The sequence below is a fragment of the Streptomyces sp. NBC_01485 genome (genome assembly GCF_036227125.1).
In the GTDB taxonomy this organism is placed as follows: Bacteria; Actinomycetota; Actinomycetes; order Streptomycetales; family Streptomycetaceae; genus Streptomyces.
In genome coordinates this window covers 4,014,819-4,035,110 of sequence record NZ_CP109435.1, presented here as the reverse complement: position 1 = coordinate 4,035,110, position 20,292 = coordinate 4,014,819, and the positions used below count along the sequence as shown (strand labels likewise).

Below are 20,292 nucleotides of genomic sequence, written 5' to 3'. Positions count from 1 at the left end.
ATCGTGGGCGCTGTCGCATGAACACGACAAGTAAGCGTAAGGCCAAGGAGAGGTAAAGGAATTCGCCATGGTGTTCCGAGTTCACCTACGTGAACTCACCGCATCAGCTCCCCGGCGTTGACCAGCAACGACTGCCCGGTGATCGCCCGCGCCCGGTCCGACGCCAGGAACACCGCCGCGTCCGCCACATCCCCGTCCGTGGCGAGCCCGGGCAACGCCATCCGCCCCGTGAGCCGCCCCAGCACCTCCTCCTCCGCCACCCCCTCCGCCTGTGCGGTGAACCGCACGTACGCCTGCACCGGCGGCCCCCACATCCACCCCGGCAGCACGGTGTTGACCCGGATCCGGTGCGGCCCGAGCTCCCGCGCGAGGGAGTACATGGCGCTGGTCAACGCCCCTTTCGACGCCGCGTACGCCGCCTGCCGCACCTGCGAGGGCGCGGCGACGGCGGACTGCGTCCCGATGAACACCACCGCCCCGCCGCCCGCCGCCCTCAGCCCCGGCAGGCACGCCCGCGCCATCCGCAGACTGCCCAGCAGGTTCACGTCGATCACCGACTGCCAGGTGGCGAAGTCGGCGTCCTCGACCCCGCCGAAGTACGAGTCCCAGGCGGCCACCTGGACCACCGCGTCGATCCCGCCGAACCGCTCCCGCGCCAGCTCCGCCAGCGCCTCGCACTGCCCCTCGTCCCTGATGTCGGTGACCCGGTACGCCGTACGCGCCCCCGCCGGGTCGATCTCGGCCGCGCTCTTGGCGAGATTCGCCTCGGTGCGCGCCCCCAGCACCGCGTTCCCGCCGTCCCGTACGACGGCGGCGGCGACCTGATGCCCGAGCCCGGCCCCGACACCCGAGACGACGACGGTCCTGCCGGTGAGCAGTGACATGGGTGACCTCCTGGCCCTGGCACGTTTTCTGACGGTGCGTCAGAGTAGGGGCGACCGCAGGAGGACGGAAGGGAAACGGAAGGGAAGGGGAGTTCCCATGTCCGAGGAGACCCGTGAGGCCCGGGAGATCCGGGAGAACCGGGAGACCCGCAGCGAGACGTACGCCGAACTGGCCGCCGTAGGCCCCTACGGCGTCCGCCCCGGCCACGCGCTCATCACCATGGTGGAGCCGCACCCCGGCCACGAACACGCCTACAACCGCTGGTACGAGGACGACCACTACTACGCCGGCGCGATGGCCATGCCCTGGATGTACGCGGGACGGCGCTGGGTCGCCACCCGCGACCTCCAACTCCTGCGCCACCCCGAGAAGTCGGCGATCGCCCAGCCCGTCACCGCCGGCTGCTACCTCTCGACGTACTGGGTCACGGAGGGCCGCTACGACGAGCACATGAAGTGGACCGTCGGCATCAACAAACGCCTCAACCGCGACGGCCGCGTCTACCAGGACCGTACCCACGTCTTCACGGCGTTCCAGGACCACGAGGCCACGGTGTACCGGGACGGCGTGGCCGGCCCGCGGGACTACCACGCCCTCGACCATCCCTACGCCGGGCTGGTGTTGGAGGTCGTCGACGCCGAATCCACCGAGCAGCGCGCCGAGTTGCTGGAGTGGCTGCGCGCCCGGCACCTCCCGAAACGGATCGCGGGCTCCCCGGCGGCCATGGTCACCGTCTTCCGGCCCACCCCCCTCCCCGGCGACCGCATGACCTACGTCAAGCAGGTCGAGGGGGTCGACACCCGGCTGACGCTGCTGTGGTTCCTGGAGGCGGATCCCCGGGAGTGCTGGGCGGAACACTTCGCGGACCTGGCCACGCCGGTGACCGCATCGGGGCTCGGCAGGGTGGAGCTGGTCGCGCCCTTCATCCCGACGGTGCCGGGCACGGACACGTACGTGAACCAGCTTCGCTGACTACTTCAGTTCGTCGGGGCAGGGGGTTCCACGGGGGAGTTGGTAGGGCGCGGCCAGGCGGTAGGTTCCCGTCTTCGGCGCGACCAGCATCGTCCACTTGTCGCCCTCCGCGTCCTCCTCCGTCTCGAACAGGCACCCGTTGACGTTGTCGTACGTCTTCGGCTCCCCCTCGGCCCGGTCCTTGGACGCGTCCGTCTCCTGCGGGGCCTTGAGGCTCTTGCCCTGCGCGTCGACGATGCTCAGCCACGGCGAGTACGGGATCCGGATCAGGATCCGCCCCGCCTTCTTCACGTCGATCGTCATCTCGCCCTGCTCGGCCCGCTGCACGACCGCGTTCGGCTCGGCGAGCGGAGCCGGGTCGGTGACCTTGAAGAGCTGCCAGTTGGCGTCGCCCCAGACCTGCTCCAGATACGGCAGCCCCCGCTGCACGAGCTCCCGCTCCCGCTCGCCACCGTCGCCGTCCAGCGCCTCCTTGGGGACGACGACGAAGTGGACGGCCCACCGCTGGAGCCAGTCGTGGTAGTTCGCGGAGTTCAGGGTGTCGTCGTAGAAGAGCGGGTTGCGCTCCATGTCGGCCTGCCGGTTCCAGCCCCGGGCGAGGTTGACGTACGGCGCGAGCGCGGACGCCTCGCGGTGCGAGCGGGCCGGGACGACCTCCACCCGCCCCTTCTCCGCGCCGACCCCCTGCAACTCGTTCACCAGCGGCGCGAGCTCACGCGCCCAGGAGGCCGCCGGGGTCGTCCGTACGACGTCGTCCACCGACTTGAAGCCGATCCAGCCCACGAACAGCACGGACGACAGGACGATCACGTACCACCTGCGGCTGCGCGGCACCGCGAACGGCAGCGCCGCCATCAGCACCACGCCCGACACCAGCATCGCCAGCCGCGTGATGTTGGAGCCGATCTGCGAACTGATCAGCCACACCCCCAGCACCCCGAGCCCGTACACCGCCGCCGTGATCCGTACGGTCTTCCAGTCGCGCGGGACGACGGCGAAGACGACCGCCGAGAACAGCAGCGGCAGCGACGCCGAGCCGAACGACATGGGCTGCGTGCCGGAGAAGGGGAACAGCCAGGCGGAGACGGCGACGACGGCCGTCGGCGCGAGACCGAGCGCCCACGCGCCCGGCCGCCGTTTCTGCAGGAACAGCGCGACGGCGACCATGCCCACGAAGAGGCCGGCCACCGGCGAGCCCATCGTGGCGAGCGCGGCGAGCGGCGCGGCGCACAACGCCTTCGCCCACCGTTTGTAGCGCCAGCGGTGCGGCCAGCAGAACACGACGGCGACCGCGCCCAGCGCGAACATGTTGCCCAGCCCGAACGTCACCCGCCCGGAAGCGGCGTTGCACAGCAGCGCGAAGACACCGGCCAGCGCCGGCCACACCGGGTTCCGCACCGGGCGGCAGCGCAGCAGGACGAGGGTGAGAAGTCCGGCGGACAGCGTCCCGGCGATCATCATCGTCGTGCGGACGCCGAGCACGGACATCAGATACGGCGACACCATGCTGTACGACACCGGGTGCATGCCGCCGTACCAGGCGAGGTTGTACGCGGAGTCGGGGTGCCGGCCGACGAACTCGGCCCACGCGTCCTGCGCCGCGAGATCGCCACCACTGTTCGCGAAAGTGAAGAACCAGAGGAGGTGCAGACCGCCGGACAGTGCCGTCATGGACAGCACGAGGTGGCGGAGCAGCCGGCCGCGGAGGGGGTCGAGGGCGGTTCGGACGGCGCTGAGGGCTCCGACGCGGGACTTTGTGGGGGGCGGCGGCGGGTCGGTTCGGTCCGGGAGGCTGCCCCGCTCGACGTCTACCACCGGCCGTGCCGCCGACTCGGTGACCGGGTCACGGTCGTGGTCGCCCGACTGGGGGGCGGGCAGCTTCGTCCGCGAGCCGACGTGCGGGTCCGGGTCCGGACCGGTTTCGTCGGCGCGTGTCGGCTCCGCAGTGGCCACCTGAAGGCACTCCCCGTGTCCCGTCTTCTGCTCCCGGCCGCTTCCCGTTCGCGCCCGCTTCACGGCTGCGCCCTTGCGACCGACGGCCTGTCCCGTTTCGCGACGCTAGCACGCACACCGCCGGGCGGCTGCCCGGCGGTGTGACGGAGGCTGCGTGCGAGGTCGGTGGGTCAGCCGACGCGGGTCAGCTTGTCCGAGAAGCCCGGCTCGACCAGGTCCGTCTGGAGGGCGACCGGCACCTTGACCGCGCTGCCGGAGCCGTCCCCGACGGTGAGCGTGCCCACCTGGGTGCCGGCCTTCGCGGCGTGCGGTACGTCGCCGGAGACGAAGGACAGCTTCACCGTCATGCCCGCCCAGCCGACCGCCGAGACGTCCTTGGTGATGACGACGGGGGTACGGCCGCCCAGCTTGTCGTCCACATATCCGACGACATCGCCCTTCTTCAGGATCTTCGCCGAGGTGAGCGCGTCCTGGGCGGCGAGCAGCGCCGTCTGGCTGACCGCGTTGACCGTCTCGAGGATCTTCGGTTTGTGCTGGCCGAGGACCGCGCCGACGAGGGTCACCGTCTGCCCGTCCACCTTCTTGCGGGAGGCGAAGAGCAGGTTGCCGCCGGCCGCGGTGGTGCTGCCGGTCTTGATGCCGATCGCGCCGATGTGGTAGGGCAGCGTGTTGTAGTTGGTCCAGTACTTGCCGGAGGGGTCGGTCCAACTGGCCGCGCTGGAGATGTCGACCAGGGCCGGGACCTTCACGAACGCGCGGCCGAGCTTCACCTGGTCCTCGGCCGTGGAGACGGTGGTCTCCTTGAGGCCCGAGGGGTCGGTGTACGTCGTGTTCGTCATCCCCAGTTCCTTGGCGGTGGTGTTCATCTTCTTCACGAACGCCGCCTCCGAACCCGCGTCCCAGCGCGCGAGCAGCCGCGCGATGTTGTTGGCGGAGGGGATCAGGACGGCCGACAGGGCCTGCTTCTCGGTGAGCTTGTCGCCGGCCTTGACGGTGTTGAGCGTCGACTCGTCGCCGGAGACGTCGTAGCTGCCCTCCTTCTCCGCCGTCGCGTCGACCTCGATCTCCGGGCCTTCCTCCCCGGACTTCATCGGGTGGTCCTTGAGGATGATGTACGCGGTCATGGTCTTGGCGACCGAGCCGATGGCCACGGGCGTCTGCTTGCCGAAACTGCCCACCGTGCCGACGCCGTCGGCGTCGATCCAACCCTGCCCCTCACTCGGCCAGGGCAACTGCGTCTTGCCGCCCGCGAAGGTGTACGAGTCCTTCGCGGTGAGGGCCAACGCGGTCGCCGGCAACGGCCGTGCGGCCTGCGCGATCGCAAACACGACCAGCAGCAGGACGACCAGCGGCGTCCAGATCTTGATCCGCCGGCCGAGCGAACGCATCGGGGTCGGCGGGGGCGGCGGGGTGTTCGTCAGCTCCGCCAGCAGGTCCAGCGGCGGCCTCGGCGGCAGCGGCTGCTGCGTGGTCCGCTCGGGCCCGATCTGCGGGACGAGCGCGGTGACGTCGGCGGGCGTCTTGGCGGCGGGCTTCGGCGGGCGGGGCTCGTCGAGCGGCTTGAGCGCGACGAACTTGCTGGTCCGCTCGGCGGGAGCGGAGGCGGAAGTCTCCGGCTGGGCGTCGGGTTCGGCGTCGGGTTCGTCCGGCTTGGGCTTGGTGGCGTCGCCCAGCTTCAGCATGGTGGTCGGCTGGTCGACGGCGGGCTTGGGCCGGGGTGCCTTGAAGACGGCGGTGGGCTGATCGACGGGGGAACCGTCGGCCGCCGCGTCGTCCTCGTCCCGGTCCTCGTCCGGCTCGGCCTTGTCGGCGTTGGACGCCCACTTCGGGGCGGGCTTGGGGGCGGGTCGCGGTGCGGCGTCGGTGGGCTCGTCACCGGACTTGCCGGCTGCCCCGGCGTCGCTCTCGGAACGTTCCTTCGCCTCGGCGTGGCCGTCGGTGTCGGCGTCCGCCGAGGCCACCCACTGGGCCACAGCGGCCCGCAGGAGGTCATCACGGCCCCCGGGAGCCCTCGCGGGCGTCTCCGGGGCACTCTCGACGTCCTCGACGCCCTCAGAGCCGCCCTGAGCGGCTTCCGGGGCGCGCGGGGCATCCTCGACGCCATCCGCACCACGTACGGCGTCCTCGACCTTGCCGGCGTCTTCGGTGTCGGCGGGCTCGGCGGGCTTCTTGGCGGCGTTGGTCGCGTCGGTCTTCGGCGACTTCCCGGCCGCACCGGCAGACCCGGCCGCACCGGCAGACCCGGTTTCGCCGGTCTGGGTGGCAGCCCCGGGGGCGTCGCCCTTCGCAGGCTTCCCGGTCCCGGCGCCCTTTCCGGTCTCGGCGGCTTCCGTGGCCTCCGGGGCGCTTACGGCGTCCTGGTCCTCGGGCTCGCCGGGTTCCCCGGCTGCACCGGTCGTGCGCGTGGCCGAGGCCTTCCGGGCCTCTGCGCCGCGCTCGGGCTTCCCGGCCTCCGCCGTCTCCGCAGCCTTCCCGGTCTCGGCGGCTTCGCCGGCCTTCGCGGCTCCTGCGGCCTCCGGGGCGCTCGCGGTGTCCTCGACGTCGACCGCGTCGCGCTCGGCGTCCTCGTTCGCGGCCCCACCGGTCTCGTTGGCGGCTCCGGCCTTCTCGATCGCGCCGACAGGCCCGGCCTTGCCGGTCTGGGGGGCAGTCCTGGGGTCGCGGGCCTTCGCAGGCTTCCCGGACTCGCCGGTCCCCTCAGGCTTCCCGGCGTCGTCGGCTCCCGCGATCTTCCCGGACTCGCCGGGGGCCGCCGACCGTCCGGTCTCCGCAGCATCGTCGGGTTCGCCGGTCTCGCCGGGCTCTGCGGCTGTCGCCGCCGCGGCGGACTCCTCGGGGGAGCCGGGGTTCTCGGATTCCTCGGTTTTGAGGTCTCGTACGGAGAACACCCGGGTCGCCGTGTCCACGCCGCCGCGGGGCGCGGGCGGTTCGGTGTCGCGCGCCGCCGCGACCCGCGGGTCGCGGGGCTCGCGTGCTTCGGGAACCGTGCCCGCGCTCCCCGACGTCGGTTCTGCCGACGACTCGCGCTGCTTCGACCTGTCGGGGGACTCGCCCGCCACCGATGCCTCCTCATGTGCCGCGCGCCGTCCGCGCGCCTGCCGAACCGTCAACGCCCGCCCCGGACCCGCCCCACGGCGCTTCCGAACCATGTACCAGTGTCCTGTGTGGAGGGCTTGGCTTCTGCGGTAGACGAGAACGACATACCTACTGGTTCCACTACAAACAGGTCACGCGCCCTCGACAGACCAATGTGAGAGGGGTCACCCTGTCATTCATCCACGCGGGGAGGCATGGATGGGCAGGAGCCGCAGAACTCTTCCGGAAGAGTTGTTGCTGCTGGCGTTGGACCCGACCACGGGTACCACCGCACAGCCGCAGTCGCTCGACCTTGGTCTGGCCGGAGCGCAGCTAGTGGAGCTGGCGCTGGCCGGACGGATAGCCCCTGACGGGGATCGTATCGCCGTGGTGGCACCACGGCCGACTGGAGATCCGACATTGGACTGCGCGTTGGAGTTGCTGCGAAGGCGTGGCGCTCCTGTACGTGCCGTCCACTGGATCGGCGGGCCGCGACTCGGGCTGCGCCAGACCTACCTCTCGCATCTGGAGCGCTGCGGCATGGTTGCCGCCGTGGCGGGTCAGATGTGCGGAGTGCTGCCGACGACTCGCTATCAGGCGACGGACAACGACATCAGCCGGGAGATCAAGGCCCGGCTGGACTCCGCGATCCGCACCGGCGTCCCGCCGGACCCGCGGACCGCGGCGCTCGCCGCACTGGCGCACGCGGTCGGCCTCGGCAAGCACCTGTATCCGGGGAACGAGGGACGTTCGTCCCGCTCCCGGCTGCGGGACCTGATCAGGCACGACCCGATGGGCGGCCTCGTGGCGCACGCCGTGATGGACGTCCAGAACGGCGCGGCGGCACAGCCACGTCGTCAGCAGGCACCCGCCGGCCGCCAGGCCGGACCGGGGGCCAGGCCCGCTCCGGAGCCCGCCCGTGGCGTTCCGGCGCAGCCGCACCGCGGTCCCATGGTGCGTGTCGTGGCCCACTGAGCCGCAGTTCCACGACAGCGCACACGCAAGGCCGCGCACACGCAAGACCGCGCAACGCAGGACCCGTTGGACCCTTTCGGGAGCCGCAGCGGCCCGCGCGGGGTGGTGAAGTCACCGCCCCGCGCGGACGCATGTCGGGGTATGCCGGGGGCATTCTCCAGGGTGCTGACCCGAACTGGCGTGTACCAGCCGCATATCCACCGTTTTCCAGCGGTAGAAGGCACCTTGGTGGCAGTCTGCTCAACAGCAGATACGCAAAGTGTCAGTTACAGGCATGCAGCCGGAGGTGCACGTTCCGTGACGTCCAATGTCAATCCCACCGTCAGACGGCGCCGGTTGGGCCAGGAGCTGCGCAAACTTCGCGAGGACAAGCACATGACGGCCGAGCAGGTCGCCGAACGTCTGCTCGTCTCCCAGTCGAAGATCAGCCGCCTCGAAAACGGCCGCCGCAGCATCAGTCAGCGTGACGTCCGCGACCTGTGCGGGGTCTACGAGGTCGAGGACCAGCGGCTGGTCGAAGCCCTGATGGAAATGGCCAAGGACTCCCGCCAGCAGGGCTGGTGGCATGCCTTCGGGGACATCCCGTACAGCGTGTACATCGGTCTGGAGACGGACGCGGAGTCGTTGCGCGTGTACGAACCCCAGGTGGTCACCGGGCTGTTGCAGACGCGGGCGTATGCCGAGGCCATCATCCAGGGCGCGTTGCCCGAGACCTCGGAGACCGAGATCGAGAAGCGCGTCCAGGTGCGCATGAAGCGGCAGGAGCGCATCACGGCCGACGAGAAGCCGTTGCGGCTGTGGGCGGTGCTGGACGAGGCGGCGCTGCGTCGCCTGGTCGGCAGCCGGCAGGTGATGCGTGAGCAGTTGGAACACCTCACCGAGATGATGCGGCTTCCGCAGGTCACCGTTCAGGTGTTGCCGTTCGACGTCGGTGCGCACCCGGGCCTCAACGGCCAGTACACGATCCTGGAGTTCTCCGACGCGGCCGATTCGAGCGTGGTGTACATCGAGGGCGTGACCAGCGATCTCTACCTCGAGAAGGCGCTCGACGTGCAGAAGTACGGCGTGATGTACGAGCACCTTCGGGCGCAGGCGCTGAGCGTGGAGCAGTCGCGTCAGTTCATCGAGGACATGGCGAAGTCCTACGCCCGCTGAGCAAGAGCGGCGGGACTTTACACCCTGAGCAATCCCGGGCGGAAGACCTACCTGGAATATGCCATCCGGACGAGTGAATCACTGATCCGCTTGGGGGAGTTGACGAGTAGCGTCGATCACGCCAAGGAGCACAGATCTTGGCGTGATCGGCACTACTCAACATCTCTCCACCGGAGTGAACCGTGGCAATTCTTCAGGGCGGCCTCGACGCATGGACGACGTCTTCGTACACCAACGGGGGCGGTGCGTGCGTGGAGGTGAAGTCCCCCACCTGGGAGCTCGCCGTGCGGGACTCCAAAGTTCCCGACGGTCCCCGCCTGGCGTTCCCGCCTGACGCCTGGAGCGCCTTTGTCGCTTCCATCAAGGTGTGAGAGCACCACCGACAGAACCCTCTCGACAGGATCGCCGTCCTTGCCGAGGGGGTTCGGCTTTTTGCTCAGGCCCCCCGCTTCACCGGGAACGCCACGTCGCAGACCGGGTCCTCCGCTCCGGCCGCGTCCCAGTCGGCGAAGTAGATCTCGCGGCAGTGGCCGTCGTAGTCCCAGACCTCCCGCTTCATCCACGCCTCCACCGCCTCGTAGGGGGCGAGGATCTGTGGGTGCGCCACCTGCGCCTTGGTGATGCGGGTGTACGCGAGGCGGCGGGCCGGTTCGATCCGTACGCCGGCCTGCCTGCCCCGGTCGCCCGTCGCCGCCCAGGTGCGGGCCGCGGCCTCGTCGGCGACCGGTACGCAGGACTCGACCGGGCCGTCGCTCTCCATGGACACCGCCGAGTGGTAGACGACGAACGGCGCGCCGACGATCCCTCCGCACTCCCCGGCCGCCTGCTCAAGTCGCCCCAGTGAGGCGGGGATCCAGACGGGCAGCTCGTCCGCGAGCGTGTGCCGGGTCTCGGTGATGATCACCTGCTCGGGCACGTCGACCAACTGGACCTCGAACTTCTCGTACATCTCGGAGCTCCTCCCCGACAGCCGTGCACGGAGGTAGGCGGCGAGGGTGCGCTGGGCGGCGAAACGGGTCTCGACGTCGTCCCAGTAGGCGGCGAGCCGGTCCCCGGCCTCGAAGCCGTCGGGGGTCTCCACCACCTCGGCGATCCGCGCGAGCGGCATGTCGAGCTGGCGCAGCATGGCCACCAGCCGGGCGCGTTCCACCTGGTCGGCGCGGTAGTAGCGGTAGCCGCTGGCCTCGTCGGTGAGCGCCGGGGCGAGCAGTCCGAGCCGGTCGTACAGCCGCAGCGCCTTGGCCGAGAGGCGGGCGCGTGCGGCGAACGCGCCGATGGTGAGCAGTTCGCCGGCGTCGTCGTCCCTCACGTTCATCCCGCACCCCGTCGTCCCCGCCGTCCTCCGTGGCCGGACGGGGTTTTCCGCCCGGCGACGAGGAGGCTGCGCCTTGCCCCAGGGGCAAGGTCAAGCCGGGTCAGCCGAGTTGGCCCTCGATGGCCGCGACGACCTCGGCGGCCTCCGGCTCGGTCTGCGGGGAGAAGCGGGCGACGACGGAGCCGTCCCGGCCGATCAGGAACTTCTCGAAGTTCCAGCGGACGTCGCCGTCGTGGCCCTCGCCGTCCGCGAACCCGACGAGCCGCTCGTACAGCGGGTGCCGGTCGTCCCCGTTGACCTCGACCTTCTCCGTCAGCGGGAAGCTCACGCCGTACGTCGCCGAGCAGAACTCGGCGATCTCCTCGGCGCTGCCGGGCTCCTGCCCGAGGAACTGGTTGCAGGGCACGCCGAGGACGGTGAAGCCCTGGTCGGCGTACCGCTCCTGGAGCTTCTCCAGGCCCGTGTACTGCGGGGTCAGGCCGCACTTGGAGGCCACGTTCACCACCAGCACGGCCTTGCCCGCGTACTGCGAGAGCTCCGCGGAACCGCCCTTGAGGGCACCGATCCGGACGTCGAGGGGAGAGGTAGCGCCATCAGTAGTCATGCCTCGGATGCTAGTCCCGGGCGATGACCCCACCCCTTCCGGGGCCTTCCGGGGCCGTTCCCCGCTTCCGGTTCCGGCCGGCCGCCTCGCGCCCCGCCGCCCCGTGCCCACCCTCCCCGGGACCCATCGCGCCAGAAACGTGACACTTCCGGGGTCGAGTGTCACCTTTTCCCAGGGCACCTACCCGGCGGCGGACCCGGCCAGGACCTCCCCCGCCGCGGTCCGCGAGTACAGCACCGACCGCCCCGCGCGCCGCCGCTCCACCAGCCCCGCGTCCAGCAGCACGCGCAGATGGCGGCCGACCGAGCCGAGGGGCTGGCCGGTCAGGGCGACCAGTTGGGTGGTGCTCAGGGGGCCCTCGCCGAGCAGGACGAGGACGGCCGCCCTCGCGGGGCCCAGCAGCGCGGCCAGCGCGGCCGGTACGGCGCGGGCGCGTTCCCGGGGGTCCTCGGCGAGCACCCCCGCGCACGGGTAGACGACGGCGTACCGCTGCCGTCCCTCCCACGACACCCACCCGGTCCTCGGCGTGACCGGCACGAACACCAGCTCGGCACCGGAGATCTCGCGGGGCGGATACTCGTGCAGGTTGACCTGGAACCGGCTCTCGCCGAGCCACCGCGTCCCCGGCCGCAGCGAGTCCAGCACGGCGGCCCAGCCACCCCGGCTGACCTGCGCGGTCCGCGCCACGACGTCCGCCTCAAGGACGCGCCGCCGCCGCTCCCAGTACGGCCGTACGGCCGCCTCCCACACGTACTCCAGCAGCTCGGCCGCCCGCTCGGGCAGGTCGTCGCGGTCCAGGGCGGCGGGCAGCGGGCCGGCCAGGGACGTCCGCAGATGGGCGCGGGCCTCCGCCGGACGGGCCGCCCGCACCCGGGCCACGCCCTCCTCGAAGCTCTCGCCGTCCCTCGGCGTGGGCGTGAGGAAGTCGGCGATCCAGTCCCGCCCGATCCCGGCCCGCACCAGCGGCGCGGTCACCGGGTCGGCCGCCAGTACGGCGCGGTAGCCGGGGAGTCGGGCGTGCAGCCAGTCCCGCTCGCCGGGATGCGTCCCCGCGCCCGCGTGCAGCAGCTTCAGGCTCGCGAAGGTCTCGGCGAGGGGCGACAGCACAAAGCGGCTACGGGCCAGGGTGTCCGCGTTGACCTGCCACCAGCCCACGACCGTCCGCCCCCCGACCCCGTATGCGCGCACGACGTTTCGCGCACCCGCGAAACAATAACCACCCCTCCCCGGCCCGCCCCACACTCCGCACATGACCGGCCACACCTACCGACAGCTCTGGTCCAGCAGGAGCGGCTGATGGCCCTGACCCCGCCCGAACTCAGCGGCCACGCCCTGGGGTTGCACTCGGCCGGCATGCTCACGATGCAGGGCGTGAGCGCGGCCCTGGCCGGCACGGCCGCCCAACTCACGTCACCCGCAACGGCGATGACGGTGATGGCGGTCGCGTCGATCACGGTGACCTCGGCGTTGGCGCTCGCCGCGCGAACCGGCCCGGAAGGGCGGGCCGCCGCCCACGCAGCGACGGCTCAGGGGGTCAGGCGTCGGGTTCGGTGAAGACCTCGGGCACCTTGTTGTCGACGACGACGCGGGCGAGGAGCGCGGCCAGCCGGTCGCGTTCGTTCGCGTTGAGGCCCGAGGGCAGGTTCTCGACGCGGCGGCACGTCTCGTCGTAGAACTCGTGCGCGAGGCGGTCGCCCTCCTCGGTGAGCCCGACGCGTACGGCCCGCCCGTCCCGGGGATCGGGCTCGCGCCGCACCAGCCCGCGCTGGACCGTCCGGTCCACCAGCCCGGTCAGGCTCGACTTGGCGAGCCCGAGCATCTCGCCGAGCTCGCTCATGCCGTACGGCTGCGGCATCAGCACGCACAGCAGTTGCGCCTGCTGCGGGGTGATGCCGTAGGCCCGGCTCGACTCGGCGTACACGGCGTCCACGAGGAACGCCGACCGCACTAACGCGGTCACGACCCCCATCTGTTCACCTGCGGTTCTCCCCATGAGGGGAAGCCTAACGGCGGGGCCGGTGTCCGTACCGGCCCCGCCTCACCCCACCGGGACGGTCAGCTCTTGCCGAGGAGCTTGTTCATGTCCGTGATCTCGGTGGTCTGGGCGGTGACGATGTCGTCGGCCATGGAGAGGGCGGGGCCGTACTCGCCCTTGGTCTTCTCGGTGGTCGCCATGGCCACGGCACCCTGGTGGTGCTCGATCATCATGGTCAGGAACATGGTGTCGAAGTCCGTGCCGGACGCCTTCTCCAACTCGCCCATGTCCGAGCCGCCCATCATGCCGGGCATCGCGGAACCGCCGGAGTGGTCCATGCCGGGCATCGGCTCCTCGCCCCAGGACGTCAGCCAGCCGCTCATGGTCCTGATCTCCGGGTCCTGCGCCTTCTCGACGCGCGAGGCGAGATCCTTGACCTGGGCGGAGGAGGCCCGGTCTGCGGCGAGCTTCGCCATCTCCAGGGCCTGCCGGTGATGCGGGATCATGCCCTGCGCGAAGGACACGTCCTGGGCGTTGTGCGCGGCGGCCGTGGCGTCGGCGCTCGCCGCCGCGGACGACGACGTGGAGTGGTGGCCGTCGTCGTTGCCGCAGGCGGTGAGAGCGAGCGCGGCGGTGACGGACACGGCCGCGAGAACGGCACGGCGGGTCAGGGTACGGGTGTTGCGCATGCTGGAACTCCTGCTGTGCTGGTGGGTGCTTCTGCGAAGGGGATCCGGATGTTCCGGATGTTCCGGACGTGCCGAGGCGCACCGTGTCGTCGTGCCGGGGACGCGGTGCGGCGCGGTTTCTAGATCCGCAGGAGCTGGAGTTCCGCCAGAGAGGGTGGCGCGCGTGCGCCGTCCGGGGCCACGACCGCGTACGGGCGGACGGCGTCGGCGCGCACTGGGACGGCCACCGGGTCGGGAACCAGGGCGGGTTGAGCCGGTGCGCCGCTCACCGACGCGGCCACGCAGGTCGGGTCGGCGTGCTGGAGGTGGCCGCCGCCACCGCAGTGCCCGTCGCCTCCGGGACAGTCTTCGTCAACGCTGACCGCGACGGCGCTGACCGCGGCTGCGTCGGCCGCGACGGTCCGCATGTGCCGCGGCCCGGCGTGTTCGTGAACGGCACCGGCGGGAGCCAGGGCGTGCATGCCCAACAGCCCGGCCAGCAGCCCGAGTACGAGCAACGCCCGCCACCGCCGCACGGGCGGTGGCGCGAGGCGCTGCTGCTCGGGTCCGTTCATCGGGGCCAGCTTAGACCCGGCCGCCGTCGGTACCGGTTCCGGTTCCCGTGCCGGTGACGGTTCCCGTGTCGTCGTCCTTCGCGGCGCGTGCCTCCGCCTTGAGGATGCGGGCCGACTTGCCTGCCGAGCGGGCCAGTTCCGGGAGTCTCTTCGCCGCGAGGATCGCGATGACGACGACGAGGATGATGGCCAGTTCGCTTATTCCGAACATGTGGGTCCCGCCCTTGGGGTGTCGGTGGATTCGTCGGGTTCTCGCAGGTGTCGCAGCGATGCTGAATCTACAGCACTGTAGAGGGGGTATACGATGGCCGACCGGGAAAAAGGGCGGCGGAGAGCGGAGAGGGGACAGGGCGTGACGGATCACCGGCAGCGTCCCAGGCGGCGGAGGCGGGGCGAGCTGGAGGTGCTGGTCCTGTCGGCGCTGAGGGAGGCGGACGGACCGGCCACGGCCGGGTGGGTGCAGGAGCGCCTGGGCGGCGGCCTCGCCTATACGACGGTGATCACGATCCTGACCCGGCTGCTGGCCAAGGGTGCGGTCACCCGCGAGCGCAGCGGACGGTCGTTCGCGTGGCTGCCCGCGTCGGACGAGGCGGGACTGGCCGCCCACCGGATGCGCAGGGTGCTGGACGCCGAACGCGACCGGGAGGCCGTACTGGCCAGCTTCGTCACCGGCCTCCGCCCCGACGACGAACGGCTGCTGCGCGAACTGCTGGGTCGGCCCCGCGACGAAGGCCCGCTCGGCGGCGACCACGACGGCGAAGACTGAGGGCTCATGGGCGTCTTCGTCTTTCCGCCGCTGGTCCTGCCGCTCACCGCGTGGCCGGTCGCCCGCCTCGCCGAACAGCATCTGCACCCGCGCACCGCGACCCGTCCCACGGCGCGCCGCCCGAACCCGCATTCGCGGGTATCGCCGCACTCGCCGGCTTCGCCGCGCCGGGGCCCGTGCCGCGGCGGGTGACGGCCCTGCTCGGTCCCGCGCCGGTGGTGCGGCGCTGGCCGCCGGTGTTCACCACCGTGGGCCTCGCGGTGCGGGGCGCCGCCGCGGGGACGGCCGCGTCGGCCATGTCGTCGGCGAACTCCGCCGTCACCATGCTCGTCATCCTGCACGCCGCCACACCCCTGTGAACCGGCTCACCGGGCGGCGGCGTGCCCGGGAACACGGATGCCGTCAGAATCGTTGCCAAGGCGAACGTTCTAGTGAAGGAGCCACCCTGTGTCCGCCAGATCGACGGACTCCCCGGGGCACAGTCCCCGACCACCCCGCCAGTCCTCTCCCGACCAGGGCGAGGACGGCACGCACGGCACGCGGCGGGGTGGTGTCCGATGACGAGTGCCGTTCTCGGCCTGTTGGCCGTCCTGCTCCTGACCCTGGGCACCGGATACTTCGTCGCCCAGGAGTTCGCGTACGTGTCCGCCGACCGGCTCGCCCTCGCCCGTGAGGCCGAGGCGGGCGACAAGAGGGCCGCCCGCGCGCTCACGGTGCTCGAGCGGCTGTCGTTCATGCTGTCGGGCGCCCAGCTCGGCATCACCGTCACCGGTCTGGTCGTCGGCTTCATCGCCGAGCCGTCGGTGTCCACGCTGCTCAGGCCCGTCCTCTCCGGCCTCGGCCTGCCCGACGGAGCCGTCTCCGGCATCTCCGTCGTGCTCGCGTTCGTCCTCGCCACCGTCGTCCAGATGGTGATCGGCGAGCTGGCCCCGAAGAACCTCGCCATCGCCGTGCCCGAGCGGCTCGCGAAGTCGCTGGCCGGGTCCACGCTGGCGTACCTGAAGGTCGTCGGGCCGGTCGTGCACGTCTTCGACGGCGCGGCGAACCGGCTCCTGCGCCGGATCGGCATCGAGCCGGTCGAGGAACTGCACCACGGAGCCACCCTCGAGGAACTCGGCCACCTCATCGGCGAGTCCCACGAGCAGGGCCAGCTCCCCAAGGGCACCGCCCAACTCCTCGACCACGCCCTGGAGTTCTCCGAGCGCACCCTGGACGAGGTGATGGTGCCGCGCGCCGACGCCGTCTTCGTCCGCAGGGACGCCAGCCTCGCCGAGGCGGTCGAGCTGATCGCCAAGCACGGCCACTCCAACTACCCCGTCCTCGGCGACCACCCCGACGACGTCACCGGCGTCCTCGGCGTGCGCGAGCTGACGGCGCTGCCCGCCGACCGCTTCACGGACACCACCGCGGGCGCCGCCGCCCGCACCCCGCTGCTCCTGCCGGACACCCTCCCGCTGCCCGACGCGGTGGAGCAGATGCGCTCCCGGGGCGACGAGTTCGCGGTCGTCCTGGACGAGCACGGCGGCGTCGCGGGCATCGTCACCTACGAGGACATCGCCGAGGAACTCGTCGGCGACATCGCCGACGAGACCGACCGCGTCACCGAGATCGCCGTCGCGGACGGCGACGGCTGGCTGGTGGACGCCGGCCGGCGGCTCGACGAGGTCGCCGGCGCCACCGGCGTCGTACTGCCCGAGGAGGACGACTACGACACCGTGGCCGGCCTGATCGTCGACCGGCTCGGCCGCTTCCCGACCATCGGCGACCGCCTCACCGTCGACCTGCCCGGCGGCGGCCGCGCGCTGATCGACGTACGCACCCTGGACCGGCACGTACCGGACCGGGTGCGCATCGCACTTCTGGGAGGTGAGCGGTCATGAGCTTCCCGACGGCGCTCTTCGTCACCGCCGGGCTGCTGATCGGCAGCGGCTTCTTCGTCGCCGCCGAGTTCGCGCTCGTCGCTGCCAAACGGCACCGCATGGAGAAGGCGGCGGCCGAGGGGCAGCGCGGCGCGGGCGCGGCCCTCGCCGGAATGCGCGAGCTGTCGCTGATGCTGGCCGGCGCGCAGCTCGGCATCACCGTGTGCACGCTGGGCCTGGGCTCGGTCTCCAAGCCCGCGATCTCCCACGAGCTCGACCCGCTGCTGCACGACCTGGGCCTGCCCAGCGCGGTCAGCTACGGCGTCGCGTTCGCCGTCGCGATGATCGCGGTCGTGTTCCTGCACATGGTCATCGGCGAGATGGCCCCCAAGTCCTGGGCCATCGCCCACCCCGAACGCTCGGCGATGCTGCTCTCCCCGGCCTTCCGGGCGGTCGTCAAGGCCGTACGCCCGCTGATCAGCGTGCTCAACACGATCAGCAACGCCCTGGTACGGCTGTGCCGGGTCACCCCGCGCGACGAACTGGCCTCCGTCCACAACCGCGAGCAGCTCACCCACCTCGTCGAGGAGTCCGAGCGGCTGGGGCTGATCAGCAAGGACGACTCCGAGCTGATCACCAACTCGCTGACCGAGCCCCAGACGCCGGTGGGCGACCTGCAACTGCCCGCCGAGCGGATCAACTTCGTCCCCGCGCGGGCGGACGTCGCGGAGATCCTCGCCCTCGCGACCGCGCACGACCACAGCCGCCTGCTGGTGCGCGACACGGACGCGGACACGGTCGTCGGCTCCGTCCACACCCGCGACGCCCTGGTCGCCCGCGCCCGCGGCCGTGCCGTCACCGCCCGCGACCTCGCCCGGCCGGTGCCCGAGCTGGCGACGCACGACACCGTGGGCGAGGCCATCGAACACCTGCGCCGCCGCCGCGCCACCCTCGCCGTCGTCCGCGACGACACGGGCCGGCTCACCGGCCTGGTCACCCTGGACGACCTGCTGGCCCGCCTGCTGCACCCGCAGACGGCGTCCGGCGGCAGGTATACGGGAACGGAAGGCGGTTAGCAGGGCCAGGGCCGGGACAGGTGTCCCGGCCCTGGCTTCGGGAAGGCGTAGGCATCGGCATCGGTGTCGGTTCACGCCTCGGCATCGGTACAGACGCTGGGCAGGCCCCGCAGCGAGACGCGTTCACGGACGACGCCCCGGGCCGCGACATCAGTCTCCTGGACCCCCTCTACCTGACCGTCCGACGGACCTTCCGGTGCGTGCTGGAGCCGGGGGTGGGGTGGGCGTTCAGGGGGCGGCAGACGGTTGACCGTGGTTGAGCACGGCTTGCGGCAAAGGGCCGACATCGACGCGCTGGAGACACAGATCGCACCCTGCGCACACAGCAGGGCTGAGCCGCTTCACGCAACCTGGTGATCGGCACTCAATCTGGACAATCCGTGACGGTGACGGAGTCGCGAGAGTGTCCCAGGACTGTAACAGCGGACCCTGCATTGCCCGATTTTCCTCCGGATATTCCCTTTGCTTTCGATGTCGCACTCATGCGGGTGCCGGAATGTAGCGCCGACGTGACGCCTCGTCATCTCTCCTGGTGGCGGTCGGAGAAAAACACCATCCCTCCACCCTGTCCGCACGGAAAACGCAAACCCCGCGTGACCGTTTCTGCCTGATTGGGCGCGTTTGATCTGAGCGTTTGACAGGAACGCACAGGAAATCGATATTGATCACCGACGGTTACGCGGCGCCTTTCACGTTTTGCCGCGGATGCCGAATGTGCCACTTGGTATGCCGGTGAGTGCACAAAAGCAGCCATGGCTGCGAAGAAAGGTGAATGTCGAGTGACGGAGAACACATCGCGGTCGAGGTCCCGTATCCGCCGGGCGGCCGCTGTGGGTACGGCCCTGCTGAGCGCCGCCGCGAGCATCATGCTGGCGCAGCCCGCTCAGGCCGCCGGCCCCAACGGCGCCGTCAATATCCGGGGCCAGGAGTCCTGGAACACCGATGAGATGATGTCCCGGGTGTGCGGCGTCGCCGGTGACACCGACTACCAGGACTGGTACGTCAACGTCACGACGGGCGAGCTCCGCGACCACTCGGCGTGGCGCAAGGGGCCCGTGTGGCACAAGGACCACGGCAAGTGGACCTTGCAGCCGGGGTGGGAGCGCTTCGAGGGGCACTGCGAATACCCGGTGGCCTCCAGCTGGACCTATCGGGACGCATGGCGGCCCATCAGCGAGACCCGCACCAACTGTACGGACAGCGGTTACAGTCTGGAACTGACCCGCGAATACTCGACCTCGAAGTCGTACACGCACACCGTGGGCGGTTCCACCAGCGCCGAGGCCTCCCTCAACTCGTGGTTCGGCGTTTCCGCCGAGGCCTCGTACAGCTATTCCTGGGCCATCGAGAAATCGGTGAGCATCGCCAACAACGATGTGATCGAGATCGGCCCGCAGAAGACCGCCTGGATCGAAGCCAGCCCCATGAAGCGCGTGGTACGCGTGAATCCGGTCTTCAAGGTCGATTCCTATACGTGGAACCCGACCGGGAAGCGTGGGGACGTGGTGGACGTCACTTCGTGGCGCGACCGCGGATACGACCGGATCTACTCGTACGGGAACTACATCGACGGCACCGCCGATGAGCTCAAGAGCGACGGCACGCCGATGATGACGTTCCGGAAGAAGGACCGTCCCGCCGGGACCGAATGCAACTGAGCACGCACGGCAACGGGGTGCCCGCGGGCGCCCCGCGACCGTAAGCCCGCTCGAACCAAGAACAAGGGCCGACTCAGGAGAGACCTCCTCCGAGCCGGCCCTTCTCCGTTCCCCCGTGCGAGGCCGCAGGCCTTGCGGAACGGCCGCGGGTCGCGCTTTCGCGGCCACCACGACCCCGCGCCGTGCGGAGCGGGAAGAGCAGGGTCGGCACGGCCCGCCCGTCATGACCAGGGCCGTGCTCGCCAGCCTACGAGACCTGTGGGTCGCGGGTCCCTGCGCGACGGGTGCACGCCGAGAAGTTCGGTCTGGCCTGAACCGGAAAGGGGCCTGACGTCCAGACCTGCGCATACAGACCCGCTACCGGCCGAGCAGTCCCGTCGCTCACGCAAAACGGCCCCGGACGCGGAGTCCGGGGCCGAATAGAACGCCTCCCTGGGGGAGAAATCCCAGGTCAGCGGCGTAATGCGTTGTGCCCCCGGCAGGATTCGAACCTGCGACACCCGCTTCAGGGGAGAGGTTGGAGAACTCTCGGGCTGACCTGGGACTTCGATACCGGGTGAGGCGGCTGCCAACGCGACCGTAAGACACCCTCGTTGACCGTGGCTGACCTCTGCATCTGGCACGGCTGCGGCACGGCTGTGGCACGAACCTCAGCCGACGACACCCGGCCACGACGGCGGGCGCGCCGACCGATCACGCACGCGTGTGCCTCGCTGTACCCCACCCGCCTCACCTCGCGTCCTGGGCAGTCGAGGACATGGGTGTCCCAGGGGCGGGTGCA

The 20,292-nt window shown here is 70.9% G+C and carries 18 protein-coding genes and 2 pseudogenes; 10 read left to right on the top strand and 10 right to left on the bottom strand.

What is annotated here, in order from left to right; all coding sequences use genetic code 11:
* Positions 1–95: 95 nt before the first annotated feature.
* Positions 96–884, bottom strand: a complete 789-nt coding sequence (locus OG352_RS18465) for an SDR family oxidoreductase (RefSeq protein ID WP_329218249.1) — start codon at positions 882–884, stop codon at positions 96–98.
* Between the two features lie 97 nt (positions 885–981).
* Between OG352_RS18465 and OG352_RS18460 the strand changes: the two genes are divergently transcribed.
* Positions 982–1,857, top strand: a complete 876-nt coding sequence (locus OG352_RS18460; RefSeq protein ID WP_329218248.1) for a hypothetical protein — start codon at positions 982–984, stop codon at positions 1,855–1,857.
* Here the strand turns inward: OG352_RS18460 and OG352_RS18455 are convergent, their stop codons facing one another.
* Both OG352_RS18455 and OG352_RS18450 read right to left on the bottom strand, forming a co-directional pair.
* Positions 1,858–3,810 carry an MFS transporter gene (locus OG352_RS18455; protein ID WP_329218247.1) on the bottom strand — a complete coding sequence of 651 codons (1,953 nt, stop codon included), beginning with the start codon at positions 3,808–3,810 and terminating at the stop codon, positions 1,858–1,860.
* Between the two features lie 170 nt (positions 3,811–3,980).
* Positions 3,981–6,869 (bottom strand): D-alanyl-D-alanine carboxypeptidase, encoded by a 2,889-nt coding sequence (locus tag OG352_RS18450; RefSeq protein WP_329218245.1) that lies wholly within the window; start codon positions 6,867–6,869, stop codon positions 3,981–3,983.
* 235 nt (positions 6,870–7,104) lie between these two features.
* Between OG352_RS18450 and OG352_RS18445 the strand changes: the two genes are divergently transcribed.
* The 3 genes from OG352_RS18445 (at position 7,105) to OG352_RS18435 (ending at position 9,386) form a co-directional block, all read left to right on the top strand.
* On the top strand, positions 7,105–7,860 hold the full coding sequence (locus tag OG352_RS18445) for a GOLPH3/VPS74 family protein (protein WP_329218244.1): 756 nt from the start codon (positions 7,105–7,107) through the stop codon (positions 7,858–7,860).
* A gap of 297 nt (positions 7,861–8,157) precedes the next feature.
* Positions 8,158–9,015: a helix-turn-helix domain-containing protein gene (locus tag OG352_RS18440; RefSeq protein WP_329218243.1), complete on the top strand. Its 858-nt coding sequence runs from the start codon at positions 8,158–8,160 to the stop codon at positions 9,013–9,015.
* Between the two features lie 182 nt (positions 9,016–9,197).
* The gene (locus tag OG352_RS18435; RefSeq protein WP_329218241.1) at positions 9,198–9,386 is read left to right on the top strand and encodes a DUF397 domain-containing protein; all 189 of its coding nucleotides are present in this window, start codon (positions 9,198–9,200) and stop codon (positions 9,384–9,386) included.
* A gap of 65 nt (positions 9,387–9,451) precedes the next feature.
* Here the strand turns inward: OG352_RS18435 and OG352_RS18430 are convergent, their stop codons facing one another.
* The 3 genes from OG352_RS18430 to OG352_RS18420 all read right to left on the bottom strand — a co-directional run bounded on the left by OG352_RS18430 (position 9,452) and on the right by OG352_RS18420 (position 12,089).
* Positions 9,452–10,330, bottom strand: a complete 879-nt coding sequence (locus OG352_RS18430; protein WP_329218239.1) for a MerR family transcriptional regulator — start codon at positions 10,328–10,330, stop codon at positions 9,452–9,454.
* Between the two features lie 100 nt (positions 10,331–10,430).
* On the bottom strand, positions 10,431–10,934 hold the full coding sequence (locus OG352_RS18425) for a glutathione peroxidase (protein ID WP_329218237.1): 504 nt from the start codon (positions 10,932–10,934) through the stop codon (positions 10,431–10,433).
* Positions 10,935–11,114: 180 nt separating this feature from the next.
* Complete coding sequence (locus OG352_RS18420; RefSeq protein ID WP_329218236.1) at positions 11,115–12,089, bottom strand: ArsR/SmtB family transcription factor; 975 nt, start codon at positions 12,087–12,089, stop codon at positions 11,115–11,117.
* Between the two features lie 117 nt (positions 12,090–12,206).
* On the opposite strand from OG352_RS18420, the pseudogene OG352_RS18415 reads away from it, so the two are divergent.
* Positions 12,207–12,488 (top strand): annotated as a pseudogene (locus OG352_RS18415) (MFS transporter); the annotation flags it as partial.
* Here the strand turns inward: OG352_RS18415 and OG352_RS18410 are convergent.
* From OG352_RS18410 to OG352_RS18395, 4 genes are all read right to left on the bottom strand, one after another.
* Positions 12,469–12,903, bottom strand: coding sequence for a MarR family winged helix-turn-helix transcriptional regulator (locus tag OG352_RS18410; RefSeq protein WP_329218234.1), 435 nt, complete (start codon positions 12,901–12,903; stop codon positions 12,469–12,471). The pseudogene OG352_RS18415 and the gene OG352_RS18410 overlap by 20 nt on opposite strands.
* A gap of 86 nt (positions 12,904–12,989) precedes the next feature.
* The gene (locus OG352_RS18405; protein WP_329218233.1) at positions 12,990–13,598 is read right to left on the bottom strand and encodes a DUF305 domain-containing protein; all 609 of its coding nucleotides are present in this window, start codon (positions 13,596–13,598) and stop codon (positions 12,990–12,992) included.
* Positions 13,599–13,717: 119 nt separating this feature from the next.
* Positions 13,718–14,152 carry a DUF6153 family protein gene (locus OG352_RS18400; RefSeq protein ID WP_329218231.1) on the bottom strand — a complete coding sequence of 145 codons (435 nt, stop codon included), beginning with the start codon at positions 14,150–14,152 and terminating at the stop codon, positions 13,718–13,720.
* Positions 14,153–14,162: 10 nt separating this feature from the next.
* Positions 14,163–14,363 (bottom strand): twin-arginine translocase TatA/TatE family subunit, encoded by a 201-nt coding sequence (locus OG352_RS18395; RefSeq protein ID WP_329218230.1) that lies wholly within the window; start codon positions 14,361–14,363, stop codon positions 14,163–14,165.
* A gap of 141 nt (positions 14,364–14,504) precedes the next feature.
* On the opposite strand from OG352_RS18395, the gene OG352_RS18390 reads away from it, so the two are divergent.
* From OG352_RS18390 to OG352_RS18370, 5 genes and pseudogenes are all read left to right on the top strand, one after another.
* Positions 14,505–14,918 carry a BlaI/MecI/CopY family transcriptional regulator gene (locus OG352_RS18390; RefSeq protein ID WP_329218228.1) on the top strand — a complete coding sequence of 138 codons (414 nt, stop codon included), beginning with the start codon at positions 14,505–14,507 and terminating at the stop codon, positions 14,916–14,918.
* Positions 14,919–15,058: 140 nt separating this feature from the next.
* Positions 15,059–15,277 (top strand): annotated as a pseudogene (locus OG352_RS18385) (M56 family peptidase); the annotation flags it as partial.
* Between the two features lie 198 nt (positions 15,278–15,475).
* Positions 15,476–16,798 carry a hemolysin family protein gene (locus OG352_RS18380; RefSeq protein WP_329218226.1) on the top strand — a complete coding sequence of 441 codons (1,323 nt, stop codon included), beginning with the start codon at positions 15,476–15,478 and terminating at the stop codon, positions 16,796–16,798.
* Positions 16,795–17,853, top strand: coding sequence for a hemolysin family protein (locus OG352_RS18375; RefSeq protein ID WP_329218225.1), 1,059 nt, complete (start codon positions 16,795–16,797; stop codon positions 17,851–17,853). The genes OG352_RS18380 and OG352_RS18375 overlap by 4 nt, the downstream gene beginning before the upstream one ends.
* Positions 17,854–18,605: 752 nt before the next feature.
* On the top strand, positions 18,606–19,511 hold the full coding sequence (locus OG352_RS18370) for a hypothetical protein (RefSeq protein ID WP_329218224.1): 906 nt from the start codon (positions 18,606–18,608) through the stop codon (positions 19,509–19,511).
* The last annotated feature ends 781 nt before the right edge of the window (positions 19,512–20,292 follow it).

Excerpts from the sequence above, each read along its gene's own strand:
- OG352_RS18400 (WP_329218231.1), bottom strand. The coding sequence starts at position 14,152 with ATGAACGGACCCGAGCAGCAGCGCCTCGCGCCACCGCCCGTGCGGCGG.
- OG352_RS18430 (WP_329218239.1), bottom strand. The coding sequence starts at position 10,330 with ATGAACGTGAGGGACGACGACGCCGGCGAACTGCTCACCATCGGCGCG.
- OG352_RS18405 (WP_329218233.1), bottom strand. The coding sequence starts at position 13,598 with ATGCGCAACACCCGTACCCTGACCCGCCGTGCCGTTCTCGCGGCCGTG.
- OG352_RS18370 (WP_329218224.1), top strand. The coding sequence starts at position 18,606 with ATGGCTGCGAAGAAAGGTGAATGTCGAGTGACGGAGAACACATCGCGG.
- OG352_RS18465 (WP_329218249.1), bottom strand. The coding sequence starts at position 884 with ATGTCACTGCTCACCGGCAGGACCGTCGTCGTCTCGGGTGTCGGGGCC.
- OG352_RS18460 (WP_329218248.1), top strand. The coding sequence starts at position 982 with ATGTCCGAGGAGACCCGTGAGGCCCGGGAGATCCGGGAGAACCGGGAG.
- OG352_RS18375 (WP_329218225.1), top strand. The coding sequence starts at position 16,795 with ATGAGCTTCCCGACGGCGCTCTTCGTCACCGCCGGGCTGCTGATCGGC.
- OG352_RS18445 (WP_329218244.1), top strand. The coding sequence starts at position 7,105 with ATGGGCAGGAGCCGCAGAACTCTTCCGGAAGAGTTGTTGCTGCTGGCG.
- OG352_RS18410 (WP_329218234.1), bottom strand. The coding sequence starts at position 12,903 with ATGGGGGTCGTGACCGCGTTAGTGCGGTCGGCGTTCCTCGTGGACGCC.
- OG352_RS18425 (WP_329218237.1), bottom strand. The coding sequence starts at position 10,934 with ATGACTACTGATGGCGCTACCTCTCCCCTCGACGTCCGGATCGGTGCC.
- OG352_RS18380 (WP_329218226.1), top strand. The coding sequence starts at position 15,476 with ATGACGAGTGCCGTTCTCGGCCTGTTGGCCGTCCTGCTCCTGACCCTG.
- OG352_RS18395 (WP_329218230.1), bottom strand. The coding sequence starts at position 14,363 with ATGTTCGGAATAAGCGAACTGGCCATCATCCTCGTCGTCGTCATCGCG.